General features: G+C 38.3%; 8 protein-coding genes. 1 reads left to right on the top strand and 7 read right to left on the bottom strand.

What is annotated here, in order from left to right; genetic code table 11:
* Positions 1–2: 2 nt before the first annotated feature.
* The 5 genes from UH1x_RS10060 to UH1x_RS10040 form a co-directional block, all read right to left on the bottom strand.
* Positions 3–5,678 (bottom strand): T9SS type B sorting domain-containing protein, encoded by a 5,676-nt coding sequence (locus UH1x_RS10060; RefSeq protein WP_482626440.1) that lies wholly within the window; start codon positions 5,676–5,678, stop codon positions 3–5.
* Positions 5,679–5,972: 294 nt separating this feature from the next.
* Complete coding sequence (locus tag UH1x_RS10055) at positions 5,973–7,097, bottom strand: glycerate kinase (RefSeq protein WP_482626439.1); 1,125 nt, start codon at positions 7,095–7,097, stop codon at positions 5,973–5,975.
* A gap of 10 nt (positions 7,098–7,107) precedes the next feature.
* A complete protein-coding gene (locus tag UH1x_RS10050) occupies positions 7,108–8,712 on the bottom strand; it encodes a sodium:solute symporter family protein (RefSeq protein WP_482626438.1) in 1,605 nt (534 codons plus the stop codon).
* 102 nt (positions 8,713–8,814) lie between these two features.
* Positions 8,815–10,128 carry an amylo-alpha-1,6-glucosidase gene (locus UH1x_RS10045; protein ID WP_482626437.1) on the bottom strand — a complete coding sequence of 438 codons (1,314 nt, stop codon included), beginning with the start codon at positions 10,126–10,128 and terminating at the stop codon, positions 8,815–8,817.
* Positions 10,129–10,304: 176 nt separating this feature from the next.
* Positions 10,305–12,980, bottom strand: a complete 2,676-nt coding sequence (locus UH1x_RS10040) for a TonB-dependent receptor (RefSeq protein WP_482626436.1) — start codon at positions 12,978–12,980, stop codon at positions 10,305–10,307.
* A gap of 194 nt (positions 12,981–13,174) precedes the next feature.
* On the opposite strand from UH1x_RS10040, the gene UH1x_RS10035 reads away from it, so the two are divergent.
* On the top strand, positions 13,175–14,200 hold the full coding sequence (locus UH1x_RS10035) for a LacI family DNA-binding transcriptional regulator (RefSeq protein ID WP_482626435.1): 1,026 nt from the start codon (positions 13,175–13,177) through the stop codon (positions 14,198–14,200).
* 15 nt (positions 14,201–14,215) lie between these two features.
* Here the strand turns inward: UH1x_RS10035 and UH1x_RS10030 are convergent, their stop codons facing one another.
* Both UH1x_RS10030 and accC read right to left on the bottom strand, forming a co-directional pair.
* Entirely contained in the window at positions 14,216–15,757 is a 1,542-nt protein-coding gene (locus tag UH1x_RS10030; protein ID WP_482626434.1) for an acyl-CoA carboxylase subunit beta, read from the bottom strand.
* A 30-nt stretch (positions 15,758–15,787) separates the two neighbouring features.
* The gene (gene accC, locus UH1x_RS10025) at positions 15,788–17,260 is read right to left on the bottom strand and encodes an acetyl-CoA carboxylase biotin carboxylase subunit (protein WP_482626433.1); all 1,473 of its coding nucleotides are present in this window, start codon (positions 17,258–17,260) and stop codon (positions 15,788–15,790) included.
* Between the last annotated feature and the right edge of the window lie 64 nt (positions 17,261–17,324).

The raw sequence follows: 17,324 nt of genomic DNA, 5'->3' as shown, positions 1-17,324 counted from the left end.
TTTTATCGAATTACATATAAGTATCCCGTTAATATTTTCTCTTCTCCATTAGCCGTATAATAGATGTCATAATAATATGTTCCTGCAGGTAGTTTTTCATTTTGATTAATTGTGATTCTGCCCTCAGATACTCCATTAAACGCTCTGGTCTTATTTTCATAACCTTCAACCTCCCAAACCAATACTCCGTATCTATTATAGATTTTTACAGCATTTTCAGGAAATCTTTCTATGTTGATGATTTCAAAACCACCGTTCATAATATCACCAGGCTTTACCAAATCAAGTTCAACATAAATATCACACTTACTTCCTACTGGTGGTGTACCTCCAATAGAATCACAAGAATCCAAGGGATCTGTTCCGTCCAAGACTTCTTGTCCGTCCATAACTCCATCTCCATCAGTATCCGGATTATTAGGGTCAGTACCTAAAGAAAGTTCTTCATCATCTGGCAAACCATCATTATCACTGTCATTATTTAAGGTTTCATTATCAAAAATGATAACTACTTCACCACTACCCTCATTACCAGCTATATCAATTGCTGTAATAAATAATATTGTTTCAGGATTAATCATAGGGAATGCACCATTTTCTGGCACATCTGTTTCTGTGTTTATTTCCCAAATTCCATTGATATCCGTATTGATCACATAGTCCAAAACAATACCCGTATCAGCTACCTCAACTGTAATATTCAATATCTCATTAGGACTTCCCAAACCTAGTAGAACGGGGAAAGTATCCATAGTTTCAAAACTATCTACCAATGGTGGTTCAGTATTAACTATGTAAGTATGTTGATCAGAAGCTGAGCCTGTGTTTCCTTCAATAGTTAACGTAGTTACAGAAGCAATTATATTACTATCGTCATCTGCTACTAAGTCTGTGCCAGGCACTGCTATTTCAAAAAGACCATTTTCATTTACAGCACCCGTATAATTATTACTATTGATAATCAATGTAACAATGTCTCCCGCTATATAATCACCCGAAACTGTTCCTGTAACAAAAACGGGATTTTGAGCTTCAGTTTCATTAACAATATTATCTGATGTAATATCATCTAAAGTTATAATAGGAAGTACTATAATGGTTTCTTGACAATCTACAATTCCGTTGCCATCAGCATCAGTTTGATTAAATTCGACAGTAACAATGCTAGTGTCATTAGTTGCACAAGGCAAAATTGCTGCAACTGTATAGGTAAACGTGTCATTCCCATTATCAGCCCAAGTTCCACCTGCATCTGGATTACCTGTCAACTGGGCAAAAAGATCCGCATTGCTGAATGTTTCGCCTTCGCAAATATTCAATGTTCCATCACTTCCGGCATTTGGTTGCGTTTGTTCAGTTACGGTTACGATACTTTCATCGTCTACCGTGCATGGTGAAGTTGCTACTAGTGTATAAGTGTGAGTTCCATTTCCGTTATCAAACCATGTTCCGCCTATATCAGGTGAACCGGTTAACTGTGCGAATAGGTCTGAATTTGTAAATGAATCTCCGGCACAAATACTCAATGTTCCATCGATTCCTGCATTCGGCTGGGCTTTCTCCGTTACGGTTACGATACTTTCATCGTCAACTGTACAAGGTGATATTGCAGCTACGGTATACGTATGCGTGCCGTCGCCATTGTCAAACCAAGTTCCGCCTTTATCCGGAGAACCTGTTAATTGTGCGAATAGGTCAGCGTTATCAAAACTAGCTCCGGCGCAAATATTTAAAGTTCCATCGATACCCGCATTTGGTTGTGCTTGTTCTGTTACCGTTACGGTACTTTCATCGTCTACTGTACATGGTGATAATGCAGCCACGGTATAGGTGTGCGTTCCGTCGCCATTGTCTGACCATGTACCGCCTGCATCAGGTGAACCGGTTAATTGTGCGAACAAATCTGAATTTGTAAATGAATCTCCGAAACAGATATTTAAAGTTCCATCGATTCCCGCATTTGGTTGTGCTTGTTCAGTTACAGTTACCGTACTTTCATCATCTGTTGTACATGGTGCTGTTGCAGCCACGGTATACGTATGCGTTCCATCGCCATTGTCCGACCATGTTCCACCTGTGTCTGGTGAACCGGTCAGTTGGGCAAAAAGATCATCGTTATCAAAACTAGTTCCGGCGCAAATAATCAATGTGCCATCAATTCCGGCATTTGGTGGTGCTTGTTCGGTTACGGTTACGATACTTTCATCGTCTACTGTACATGGTGCGGTAGCAGTTACAGTATAGGTGTGTGTGCCGTCTCCATTGTCAGTCCATGTTCCGCCTGTATCTGGATTTCCGGTCAACTGTGCGAACAAATCTGCATTCGTGAACGTGTCGCCAGCACAAATATTCAATGTTCCATCAACTCCTGCATTTGGTTGCGCTTGTTCTATTACGGTTACAATACTTTCATCATCTGTTGTACATGGTGATATTGCAGCTACGCTATACGTATGCGTACCGCCGCCATTGTCAAACCAAGTTCCACCAGCATCCGGAGAACCAGTTAATTGAGCAAAAAGGTCATCGTTATCAAAACTAGTTCCTGCACAAATAATTAAAGTTCCATCAACTCCTGCATTTGGTTGCGCTTGTTCCGTAACGGATACGATACTTTCATCGTCAACTGTACAAGGTGAAGTTGCCGCTACAGTATAGGTGTGAGTTCCATCGCCGTTGTCTAACCATGTTCCACCTGTATCTGGATTGCCGGTTAACTGGGCAAAAAGATCATCGTTATCAAAACTAGTTCCGGCGCAAATATTTAAAGTTCCATCGATACCCGCATTTGGTTGTGCTTGTTCGGTTACGGTTACAGTACTTTCATCATCTGTTGTACAAGGTGAAGTTCCTACTACTATGTAAGTGTGAGTGCCGTCGCCATTGTTCGACCATGTTCCACCTGTGTCCGGAGAACCGTTTAATTGTGCGAACAAGTCAGCATTTGTAAATGTTTCTCCAGCACAAATATTCAATGTTCCGTCGATACCTGCATTAGGTTGGGCTTGTTCTGTTACCGTTACAGTACTTTCATCGTCCACCGTACAAGGCGAAGTTGCAGCTACTGTGTAGGTGTGAGTCCCATCTCCATTGTCTGACCATGTTCCACCTGTATCTGGTGAACCTGTTAATTGTGCGAATAGGTCTGAATTTGTAAATGAATCTCCAGCGCAAATATTCAATGTTCCATTAATGCCTGCATTTGGTTGTGCCTGCTCGGTTACCGTTACGATACTTTCGTCATCGGTTGTACATGGAGCAGTCGCTGCCACCGTGTACGTGTGAGTACCATTTCCATTATCAGTCCATGTTCCACCTGTATCTGGATTACCGGTCAACTGTGCGAACAAATCTGCATTGGTGAATGTTTCGTCTTCGCAAATATTCAATATTCCATCAACTCCTGCATTCGGCTGTGCTTGCTCGATTACCATTACGGCACTTTCATCATCTACCGTACAAGGTGAAGTTGCTGCTACAGTATAGGTATGCGTTCCATCGCCATTGTCAAACCAAGTTCCGCCTGTATCTGGATTGCCGGTTAACTGTGCGAACAAATCTGCATTTGTGAATGTTTCGCCTTCGCAAATATTCAATGTTCCATCGATTCCTGCATTAGGTTGGGCTTGCTGAATTACGGTTACAGTACTTTCGTCATCAGTCGTACATGGAGATGTTGCTGCTACAGTATAGGTGTGTGTACCATCGCCATTGTCAAACCAAGTTCCACCTGTATCTGGATTACCTGTTAACTGGGCAAAAAGATTATCATTATCAAAACTAGCTCCGGCACAAATATTTAAAGTTCCATCGATACCTGCATTAGGTTTGGCTTGTTCTGTTACCGTTACAGTACTTTCATCGTCAACTGTACATGGTGATATTGCAGCTACGGTATAGGTGTGCGTTCCATCGCCATTGTCCGACCATGTTCCACCTGTATCGGGAGAACCGGTTATTTGTGCGAACAAATCTGCATTGGTGAATGTATCTACGACACAGATATTCAATGTACCATCGATTCCCGCATTTGGTTGGGCTTGTTCTGTTACCGTTACAGTACTTTGATCATCAACTGTACATGGTGTAGTCGCTGCTACAGTATAGGTGTGAGTTCTATCGCCGTTGTCTAACCATGTTCCACCTGTATCTGGATTACCGGTCAACTGTGCGAATAAATCATCATTATCAAAACTATCTCCGGCGCAAATATTCAATGTACCGTCGATACCTGCATTTGGGCATGAAAATACTGTAATGTTTACGGTCGCATATTGTGTATAACCGTTTGCGTCTGTAATACCATACATAAAAGAATCAATTCCAGTAAAATCAGTGTCGGGCGTATATGTAAAATAATCATCTACAGGATTTGTAGCCGACCCATTATTCTCTAAAGAAATACTACCGTTTGTTGGAGTACTTACTATAAAAATACTACCCGAGTTTGGACCATTACCCCCAAAATCATCATTGTCTGTTACTAAAATATCAACTGAATTATTCTTTTCCACAGATATTGAATCATCTAAGGGAATGGGAAAGAAACTATTTGTAGTATCATCTAGTAAATTTCCATCGGTATCATCTCCGTCATCTGAAACATCATCAGTATCTCCAGGGCCGTATGGACTATCTGCCAACATACTAACTTGATTAATTACTCCACCTTCAGCAATCTCATTAGCTGTCAAAATATGACTTGCGGAATATGTTGCCACTTCACCTGCCAAAAGTATCCCTTCTAGAGAACTCATTGTTGCAGAGGAGAAAGTTGGAGCACTGCTTAACGCAATTGTATTTCCGCTAGCATCTTTAAACGTATCTGTTAAAGCAACATTTGTTATTTTCACATTTCCCGTATTCGCAACTTCAATAATATAATCTACAGAGTCACCTGTAACTACGGGAGAGCTAAAATTATTTACAACGGTCTTTGTTACTTCTATTTCTGGTTCAGCTATAACAAGGTTTGATATTATGAACTCTACGTCTTCTTGAAAAAGCGAGAGAAGACCCGCTACAGTTACATCCATATTAATAGATTTAACTGCTTCATCCATTTTCATTGTTCCTCCACCCGTACCATAAAATGTGTTATCACCACACTCACCGCCATTAAAACTTAAAATAGCATCTGCATCTATTTTAAATTCTGTATTAGTGAATTCAAAAATATCTCCATTATTACCCAAATTGGTCCATGTACCATTAGTTGAAGTAAAAACTCCCGTGTTCGAACCATTTATGATGCTTAAGGGCAAAAGCCCATATGTTCCTACTTTGTCAACATTTAAATATGGATTGGTAATAAATACCTCATCACCTGTTGACGCATCAAAGAAGTGAAATGATATGGTCCCGGGAAATAACGGATTAATAGAAATACCTAAAGATGTTTCTCCAAAAATAACTGGATCTGGATTACCGTAAGTATCGTCAGAGATACACCCCATAGTTTCTTCGCCAGTAATAGAAACTCCACCAGTGACTCTACACTCCACTCTAACCAGATTATCTGAACTAAAAGACTCATAGGTTGTCGACGAACCAATTTGAACCCAACCAGTAGTTTTCTGAGAAAATAAGGCGCTATTTATCAGTACTAAAAGAAAAAAAAGGAACACTTTTTTCCAAATAGAATTTAGAATTGTATTTGTTGAAATTGGTTTGGTCATTTGCTAAAAAAATCCATTAGAACTATACTAGTTTCAATGGATATTAATTATTACGTTAATTAAAGGTAATAGGAGCCTAGCAGCCCCTAAACAAATTGTTGTCAATATACCAAAATGAAAGGTATACAGAGTTAAAATTGTGGAAACTATAAATTAGATCATTAATTTATAATGCTAATTGTTAGATTTAATAGGTTGTTTTTACTTTTTACCAATGCCTATATTAACCATAAAAGACATATTAAATACTACCAAAAATAAAAAGTATACCAAAAGGTTTTTTTTGCAAATTGATTACTTAATCAATCTCGCAAAATTAAAGCTAGCGTTTACCAGATTGTCTTTACTATGCTTCATGGCTTCATTTAACGTAGAAACACCTCTCACAATTGAGGCTACATAATCAAGTCCGAATTTTTGTTGTTGTGCCACGGTTATACTTACCGATCCGCAGAGTGCGGCAATAGGAATTTTTTTAAGCTTTGCAGATTTCACGACCCCATCTATTGTTTTACCGGAAAGTGTTTGTTCGTCTAACTGACCTTCGCCGGTTATTATCCAATCTGCACCATTAATGGCACTATCAAAATCTGCCAGTTCTTTTACTAGATTATTTCCTGAAATTAACTCCCCGTTTAGAAAAACAAGGGCACCACCGCCTACTCCGCCAGCTGCACCGGCGCCACTTACTTTTTGTAAATCGATTTCATAGCGATTCTTAATAATTTCGGCAAAATTACATAGACCTTGATTCAGAAATATAATCTCATTTTCAGAAGCACCTTTCTGCTCACCATAAATATAAGCAGCACCTTGAAGCCCATAAAAAGGATTGGTAACATCACATGCCACTTTAACGGTTATCTTGTCAAGCTGCGGGTGTTTATTGGAATCATCAATTGTTTTAACCTTAGAGAGATTTTTACCTACCGGTGACAATTCTTGTCCTTCCCCATCTAAAAAGCGATATCCCAAAGCATTAGCCATTCCCATACCCCCATCGTTGGTAGCACTACCACCAATACCCAGAATAATTTCAACAGCACCTTTTTCCAGTGCATCATAAATCAATTCTCCCGTGCCCGAAGTTGTGGTTTTCATACAATTTCGCTCATCTTCTGAAAGCAATTTTAATCCTGATGCTTCTGCCATTTCTATGTAGGCGATTTTTGTTTCATCAGAATATAAATAAGAAGCACTGATGGGTCTAAAAAGCGGGTCGTTTACCGTAACTGCAACCTTTTCTCCTTTTATATAATGTTTAGCGACTTCCATTGTACCATCTCCCCCATCTGCTAAAGGTCTTTTCAAAATTTCGGCATCGTTGAACACCATTCGGAGTCCTTCCTCAACGGCATCGCAAAATTCGAAACCGGTTAAGGAGCCTTTAAACTTATCTGGTGCTATTACAAATTTCATCGATGTAAGATTAATTTAAAATATTCGGTAGTGCAACACTGAACGCTATAATGGCTACAAAATAGGCAATCAATATCATTACCTCTTTTTTACCTGAATAGTATTCTACTTTTAACCCTTCGTTTACCGTTCTTTTAATAGTGTAGCTAACCGCAAGTGCCACCAATACCGTTACCAAACAACCAAGAGCATTCCACCAGAACCAAAAGATCTGTGGTACATACAACCAAAGATAAACATTGAACAAAACACCTGCCACTATACCAATATTTGCACCAAGCGCATGTGTTTTCTTGGTCAGGATAGCCAAAATAAAAGCTGCCAAAATTGGACCGTAGAAAACCGAACTTATCTTATTGATCACCTCTATAACCGTACCCTCTATATTACCTGCAAAAAAGGCGAAGAACAAGCATACAAGCCCCCAAAATATGGACAAGAGCTTAGAATAGGTCATGTACTTTTTATCGGGCATATTTGGATTGAACCTTTTCACAAAGTCTTCCATAGTTACTGCAGAAAGTGAATTTACCGTTGAGCTTAATGTAGACATAGCTGCTGACATAATAGCCACGATCAAAATTCCTATTACCCCGTTAGGTAAATATTTTATGATAAAAACCGGCACCATTAAATCTGCCTTCTTACCCGCTAGAGAGCCAATATTTGCCTGATAAACAGTTTCCATCTGTTCTTGAAAAGTTACATCTTGCAATAATAACGTACCCAACACAAGACCCATTATACAGTAAGTTAATGTAAACGGAAAACGTAGTAATCCGTTTGCCATCATTAATTTTTTAAGGTTAGACATGCTACTTGATGATAACAATCGTTGCGATTGGGTTTGATCTGTACCGTAGTAGGACGCATATAGAAAAAATCCGCCTATGACCATGGGCCAAAAACCAAATTCATCATTTCCATCGGCATTATTAAAGCCCCATTTACTGAAGTCTACCGCTGTAATTCTATCGGTATCCACATGAGTTAGAAAATTATCTACTCCACCAAGCTCACTAAAACCAAAATACAGACAAATAATAATACCTATAAATAGAATACTCATCTGAATTACATCTCCCCAGATAACCGCTTTCATTCCGCCTTGAAATGAATATACCATGGTGATAAGACCGATGATTAATATAGAAATCCAAAAATCCAGTCCAATGGTTGCCTGTAGAATTAGAGCCATAGTATACACCATAACCCCTGTTGCTACCGATCTGCTAATTTGAAATACAAAGCTTATTAAAAGACGGGAAGAGGAGTCAAATCTTTTCTCCAGATATTCATACACGCTAACAATACCAGATTTATATAACGTAGGTAATACTGCAATAAGTAAAAAAGCCATTGCCAATGGTACACCAAACTCGTAAGTTAACCATTGCATGCCACCACCATCTTTAAGACCTACAAATGCAGGAGCGGAAATAAAGCTTATAGCCGATAATTGCGTTGCCATTGCCGAAAGGCTTAACGGCAGCCATGATGTTTTACGACCACCCAAAAAGTAATCGCCACCAGAGTTGTTCTCTTTGAACATAAAGCCCAACCCTAAAAAGCCTGCTAAATAAACAACAATAATGATATAGTCAACGTAGTTCATACCTTAGTTTCTATTTTTTTTGATTAAAAAGCCAACCATAACAATACCGAATAGGTAGAATACAATTAAAAAGTAATCAATATAATTCATAACACATCAGTTTTAATCGGTATTCACCATATCAATATATAAAGCGGCGCTCCAGGAAAAATTATTACCTCCGTATCCGGTAGGGTTCTCACTGCCCGTGTCTTTTCTACAGTCAAAATATTCGTAAAAACCATATCTCTCGATTAGTTCAATACTATCTTTTTTAACTTGCTCTGCCATTTTTAAAAAACCATAGTTTTTAAGTCCAAGAAAAAGTAACCAGTTCATGTTGATCCAAACAGGACCTCTCCAATATTTTCTTGGGTTAAATCGGTCGTTCGTTGGGTCGAATGACGCACATAGATATCTCTCATCACCTCCAAATTTATCCATCATGGTATTCACCAGCACCTTGGCTCTTTCAGGCGAAGGAATATTTGCGAACAAAGGTGAAAAGGATGAAGACGTAATATGGCGAATAGCTTTTTCATTCCTTAGATCATAATGCACGTAGGCACCAAGTTCAACATCAAATAACTTCTCGTTAAAACTTGCGATACTCTTAGATTGCCATTGTATTAGGGTTTTAATCTTATCTTCATTACCCCCAATTAATTCATACAATTCAATTAAAGCTTGATTGGATTTAATTAGCATGGCATTGAACAATGGATCTTGTACCAAAAAGGGGGATAACTCAGCAATTTTTTTGTCGTCATAATTATTTTGTTTAGCGATATCTATAATATATAAGTAATGATCATATTCTCTTTTAGAAGGACGCTGTGAAGCATCTACATGGGTGGTATCTTTTCTAACGAAATTATATTCTGGAGGATTCATCGTATCCCAGATATCATCCCAAACAGGTGAGTTATCAGTACCAGATTCCCAATTGTGGTAGATGTATACCAAACCTTCATCTTTGGGATCTCTATTCTCATAGAAATACACGTGATTGTCAAAAACCTTATCGATTTCTTCTTTGATAAAGCTCAACATATCATCTTTATCTTCTGCAATACGATGCATTTCTTGCAACACAAAACCAGAAACAGGTGGTTGCGTCATACCCGTAGACCTATATTTTTTAGAGGACAATGGGTGCAATTCAGATTGATGAAAATCTGCACCGGGGAAATATGAATCGTTATCCGTATGAAAAACGATATGCGGTATAAATCCGTTACCCCATTGAGAATCTAACAATGTTCTCATTTCGGTTTTTGCCTTTTCTACATCATAATGGGCAAAACCGATAGCGATAAACCCAGAATCCCACTTCCATTGAAAAGGATATAGCCCTGCGCTTGGTATGGTAAAACCTCCATCTTGAAAATTTGCATCTAATACTGCAATTGCCTTTTTATATAATTCTTGCTTCATATTATCTCATAAATAACCTTGGGGCTAACCCACTAGGTTTTGAATTGAAAAATAATTATTACTTCGACTCAAACGTCGGAGCAATTAAATCTCGATTATCGAGTAAAAAAACACATTGGTAATTCTCCAACCACCAATGTGCTCATCATTTAAACATAAACTAACAACACAAATTTTTAGAAATTGAAAGTAGCCGTTACGAACAATCTTCTAGGTAAAATTGGTCTACCTACAAAGAATTGAGATTCCGTTTGACCTACTGAACCTGCCCTTGGGTTCCCTTCTGTAATTCCGTCACTATCAAATAGATTAAAAACCGATACTCCTAAACGAACTGAATTGTTGTTATCCTCTTTAGAGAATGTGTAACCGGCACCTAATCTACCTATCGTAATAGCATCTAATTCTATATTATTGGTATCATCGGTAAATTTGGAACCTGTGTAGTTGAATCCGAAATTCGCATCAAAAGAGGCGTTGTCATAATACAAGCCTAAACCTCCTAACAGATTTGGCTGTCTAGCTAATTCATTACCAACATTAGCTTCTGTAGACGTACCGTTCACCAAATCAAAATCGGTATTTTTTGTAATCTCATGATCTTGGTAGGTAACATTACCACGAAGATTTAAGTATTGTGCAATAGAATAATCTCCGGTAGCTTCAATACCTATTGTTCTTGTATTTTGCTCTGCTCTAGTTTCATCTATTAACTGACCACCAACAATGGCTTGTCTTATAGAGATACGATCTTTAAGACCTACATAATAACCAGCAACAGAACCAGAAAATTTTTCGTTTCCAAATTTGGCACCCGCTTCAAATTGTATAATATTTTCAGCATCGTACGGGCTTTCAGAAATACCAGGAACTGGAGCAAAACCTCTTAATTGCGGAAAGAAATATCCTTTAGAAAAGTTAGCATATAAGTTGGTTGTTTCAGTTAACTCATACAAACCAGCTAAAGACAATGCCCAAGCACTTGCATTAACTTCTGTTCTTAAGAACGTACCATCTGCAGTTTGCACATCACTAAGTTCAGTGGTAATATCTGGAGTAGCATAAACCGTTTCGCTCATAATACCACCGCGACTGTTGATACCATCTGTATGTTCCCATCTGAAACCAACATCAAAACGCCATTTATCCAAAATCATCTCATCGGTAACGTATAATGCCAATCTGTTTTGAGAAAGAAAGTTATTAGCAGTTTGTCCTATACGATTGTATAATCCACCTTGAGAATACACTACATTATCGCCACCAGCATCGGTATAGTTTAAGTTTACCAATTGCGGATTGTTATTGAACTCTGTCAACACTCTATATTGATAATTAACATCTTCTGCCTCTGTACGAGCTATATAAGAACCAACAGTGATGTTATGGTTACCACCATTTGCTGTTTCAATTGATTTTGTTAAATTGATTTCGCCAGAGTAATCTGTCATGGGGCGTAAACGATCTACATGAAGGTTATCAATAACCAAATCGTTACCATTAATTTGAGCGCCTGATCCACTTTGGTAAGCAGCAGTATACCCTAAATTACCAGGAGCAATACTTTCTACATAATTATCTAATGTGATAGGATTTCCGTTAGTACCATTACCACCTACATAAAGTGCAAAATTGTGCTTGTAGTTGGCATATTTAATTTTAGATGTCAGTTTAAGATCATCTTCAAATCTGTAATTAAAATCACCCATTATATAACCACCTGTAGTAGCAACACCATCAGCAATCGGACTATTATATGTTCCGCCAGGTGTATTGAATGAAGTATTCGCTAAATCTCCAGATAGCAATTGTTCAACTGGGTTGCCGTCATTACCGTTTATACGCTCTCTGCTACCTCCACTTAAAGGAATAGGAAGATAAAACTGAGCCTTATCATCAATAAACTGTCCGCTTAAAGTAAAAGATCCGTTATCGAATTTCTTTTTGATGTTACCTCTAAATTGAACACCTTTTGTAGGTAAACCTACATCTATAGGACCTCTATCATGACGCACAAAACCTGTAAAAGCATAATAAGTATTAGAATCTTCGCCACCTAACTGACCACCAGAATAGAAATCGGTTTTAATTCTACCTTGGTTGGCAACTTCAATATTAATAATGTTACCCGGGTTGGTATCTCCCGTTTTACTTGTGTAGTTAATAATACCGGCAACAGAACCTGCACCATATAATACCGCTGCACCACCACGAACAAATTCAACACCTTTAAAACCTATGTCAGGTCTAGCATATACATCATGTGCAGAAGAGTTAAGACCGAAAGAACTAATCAAAGGCATACCATCATATTGTAGCGGATTGAAAACATATTGACCACCAGAAGGCAAACCTCTAACGAATATGTTACTTGCCGTTTCACCACCACCACCTTCAGCGGTAATACCCGGTACACTTCTAAGAATATCTGCTTGACTATTTGCAGAAAGCTTAGTAATTTCTTTCATCTTCACAGAGCTAATAGATAATGGAGCTTGCTTTTGAGAACGAAATGTACTAGAAGCTGTTAATACAACTTCATCAAGTTGCTGACCACCTTCTTGCAGCACAACATTAACGGTTTGTGCTGTACCGTTTAAGTCTAATGATTTGTCAACTGATGTAAACCCTATATATGATACACGTAAAACCTGAGTACCTGTTAGGTCTGTTGAAAAAGAAAAATTACCATCAAAATCTGATGTTGTACCCGATGTACTACCTGTAATTAAAATGTTAGCACCGGGAATTGGTTCTCCTAAATTGTCTGTTACGGTTCCTGAAATATCGGTCTGTGCAAAGGAGCCTGCACTGAATAGAAGTCCGATTACCGCAAAAATAATTTTCTTCATAATGTTTGAGTTTTTTTAAGTTGAGTCGATTTAAATTATCAAATCGTTGATTATGAAGCCAAATTATATGAATATAGCATTCTATTAACCAAAAATTAACGAAATATCAATGCAAACGTTTGCGAAAACGTTTGCATTTTATTTTGTATTATTGTTATTCCTTCAATAAACATATAATTTACTCATTTTCAACCATGAGCAAAAAAAGAAACACCACTTTAAAAGAGCTTTCTAGAGAACTTAGTTTATCCATTTCAACAGTTTCAAGAGCCCTTAACGACCACCCAGATATCAGCCCTGCTACTAAGGAGCGGGTCAAAAAATTGGCCAAGCAAATGAATTATGTACCCAATTTATTTGCTAGAGGATTTCGCTCTCGTGAAACTCATATTCTTGGGGTAATTGTACCCAACATATCGCACTTATTCACTTCTACCATTATAAAAGGAATTATTGAGGAAGCTGAGTTAAGAGGCTACCGTGTTATTATATCAGAATCTAATAATGACGACACCAAACAAGTAGAAATGTTGAATACCATGACACAGTTTGGGGTTGATGGCGTATTAATGTCATTGGCACGAAAAACAAAAGATGTAGAAGAGGTTTTAAAGGTTTTAAATCGTATCCCAATTGTTTTGTTCGACAAGGTTTCCAGTAAAATACCCTGCACGCAAGTAGTTATCAATGAAGAAGAGGCTGCATTTAATGCTGTAGAACATTTAATAGAACTTGGTAAGAAACGAATAGCTATTATTAAGGAAACCGAAAACTCATACAATTCAGAAAAAAGATTCGCTGGTTATTTAAAAGCGTTAAACAAATATGGCATACCTGTACGTAACAAACTTATTTTAAGTACAGAAGATATTTCATTAGGAAACGGAAGAAGATTAACTAATATCCTATTAAGTATGAAGAAACGCCCTGATGCCATTTTCGCAATTACGGACAATGCCGCCATAGGAGCTATTAAAGCACTACATAAATTTAAGGTAAAAATACCTGAAGAAATAGCTGTTGTGGGTTTTAGCAACTCCATTAACTCCACCATTGTGAGCCCTGGATTAACCACTGTAGACCAGCCAGGCGACAAAATAGGACGCACTGCAGTTCGTTTTTTAATTCAAGAACTTGAAAGCCCTACAAATGAAGTGATTACCAAAACCGTGGAAATCAAAACCAGTTTAATTGTTAGGGATTCTTCACTAATGGTTTAAAAAGGCAAAAATAGATTATAAAGGAATATTGCCATGCTTCTTCTTTGGCAAGGTCGCTGCTTTATTCTCTAGCATGGTATACGCTTTTATTAATTTCCGCCTTGTATCCTTAGGTAGAATTACCTCATCTATAAATCCTCTTTGCGCTGCACTGTAAGGGTTTGCAAATAGTTTTGCGTATTCCGCCTCTTTTTCTGCCAGTTTCGCTTCTGGATCATCGGCAGCACTTATTTCTTTTCTAAAAATGATCTCACTGGCACCTTTGGCTCCCATTACCGCAATTTCTGCACCTGGCCAAGCATAATTTAAATCGGCGCCAATATGTTTAGAATTCATAACATCGTATGCACCGCCGTATGCTTTTCTGGTAATTACGGTTACCTTAGGCACTGTTGCCTCACTTAAAGCATAAAGTAATTTTGCACCGTTGGTGATAATACCGTTCCATTCTTGATCGGTGCCCGGCAAGAATCCTGGAACATCTACCAAAACCAATAGCGGAATATTAAAACAATCGCAAAAGCGTGTAAAACGCGCTGCCTTTTTAGAGCTATCAACATCAAGAACACCTGCAAGACTAATGGGCTGATTGGCAACAATACCAATACTTTTACCACCTAACCTTGCAAAACCTACCACAATATTATCGGCATACGCTTCGTGAATTTCAAAGAATGAATCTTGATCTATGATTCCGTTGATAACATTGCGCATATCATAAGGCTGATTTGCATTTTCAGGAACAATATCCTCTAGTACATCACGAACTTCATTACCTAACTCAAATGGCATATCGGTTGGTTTATCCTCGCAATTCTGAGGCATGTAGCTGATCATCTGCTTAATCTGATTGATACATTGAATATCGTTAGCTGCCGTAAGATGCGTTACACCAGATTTAGTTGCATGCGTTAATGCACCGCCGAGTTCTTCTGATGTTACTTCTTCATTGGTTACCGTTTTCACCACATTTGGACCGGTAACGAACATATAACTAGAATTCTCTACCATTAATGTAAAATCTGTCATGGCAGGTGAATATACCGCCCCACCGGCACAAGGACCCATTATGGCAGAAATCTGAGGAATCACCCCCGATGCCATTACATTTTTATGGAAAATATCGGCATAGCCACCTAATGAACGTACTCCCTCTTGAATTCGGGCTCCGCCACTATCGTTTAATCCAATCATTGGTACGCCTATTTTCATGGCCATATCCATAATCTTACAAATCTTTTCGGCATGGGTTTCAGATAAAGCCCCTCCAAAAACAGTGAAATCCTGTGCAAAAACACAAACTTGCCTTCCGTTGATTGTACCGTAACCAGTAACTACACCATCACCATAAAAGACTTGTTTTTCCATACCAAAATCTTTGGTACGGTGGGTAACCAAAGCACCCATTTCTTCAAATGAGCCTTCATCAAGCAAAAAATGAATACGTTCATAAGCAGTTAACTTTCCTTTAGCGTGCTGTTTGTCAATACGTTCTTGACCACCACCCAATTTCGCCAATGCCAGTTTCTCTGCTAATATCTCTTTATTATCTTTCATTCTAATCGTTCAAAAAATCTTAATTGCCTTCTATATTCTACTCTTCTGCCAGTTAGAAGATATTTCAGACGGAATTTTTAATACTTTATCGTTATCCAAATACAATTTTAGAGCTGTTAAAGCTGCTATTCTTCTTTCTTCTGCATATTGCTTTTCTAAATGCTCTGGAGAATAGTAGTTTTTGACAAAATGAGTATCAAAATTCCCTGATGTAAAAGCTTCATGCTCACACACATATTTTCCAAATGACAAGGTTGTGGCAACGCCTTCTACTTTATAATTATCAATAGCTTTAATCATTAATTGAATAGCCTCTTCCCTATTCTTTCCATAGGTAATCAACTTAGAAATCATAGGATCGTAATAGATGGGTACTTCCATACCTTCTTCAAACCCATCATCCACACGTATACCTTCACCAACCGGTGTTTTGTAGGTTGACAGCTTTCCTATACTCGGCATAAAATTAGATAACGGATCTTCTGCATATACACGAACTTCAAGCGCATGACCTGTTATTTTTAAATCGTCTTGGGTAAATGTTAGTGCTTCGCCACGAGCTACCTTTATTTGCTGCTCTACCAAATCAATACCAGATATCAACTCAGACACCGGATGTTCTACCTGCAACCTCGTATTCATTTCCAAGAAGTAGAAATTCATGTTTTCATCAAGTAAGAACTCCACCGTACCCGCACCAACGTAGTCACATGCTTTTGCTACTTTGATGGCAGCTTCGCCCATACTCTTTCTAATTTCCGGAGTTAGAACTGCTGAAGGAGCTTCTTCTACTACTTTTTGATGTCTTCTTTGCACACTACATTCCCGTTCAAATAAATGAACGGTATTACCATGCGTATCCGCTAAAATTTGAATTTCTATATGCCTAGGTGAGCCTACGTACTTTTCTATAAAAACGGAACCATCACCAAATGCTGCTAGTGCCTCACTGATAGCTCTATCCATTTGTTCTGGAAGATCTTTCAAGTTCTCTACAACGCGCATTCCCTTACCACCACCACCTGCAGATGCTTTTATTAAAATAGGAAATCCAATTTGCTTAGCTACCTTTTCAGCTAAAGCAACGTCGGTTATAGCCTCTTCTATACCTGGCACCATGGGGATGTCATAATCGCGAACCGCTTCTTTTGCCGCTAGTTTATTTCCCATCACTTTAATAGCATGGGGCTTAGGGCCGATAAATGTGATACCGTTATCTTCAACCATTTGTGCGAAAACGGCATTCTCGCTTAAAAATCCGTAACCAGGGTGAATACCTTCTGCACCGGTCACCTTTGCGGCATCTATAACTTTCTCCATGACCAGGTAAGACTCCGATGATGGCGCTGGACCTAATAACACCGCTTCATCAGCGAATTTTACGTGTGGCGAATGGCGGTCGACTTCTGAATATACGGCAACTGTTTTGATACCCATTTTCTGGGCAGTCTTCATTATTCTTAAAGCTATTTCGCCTCTATTGGCTATTAATATTTTTTTCATTAAAACTTAATTTACTCGATAATCGAGATTTAACTACGTAACGATTTAGCATCTAAATTTTAAG

The organism is Maribacter sp. UH1, assembly GCF_056839145.1.
Note: the sequence above shows the minus strand (reverse complement) of the source record. Positions and strands in the feature narration are given on the sequence as shown.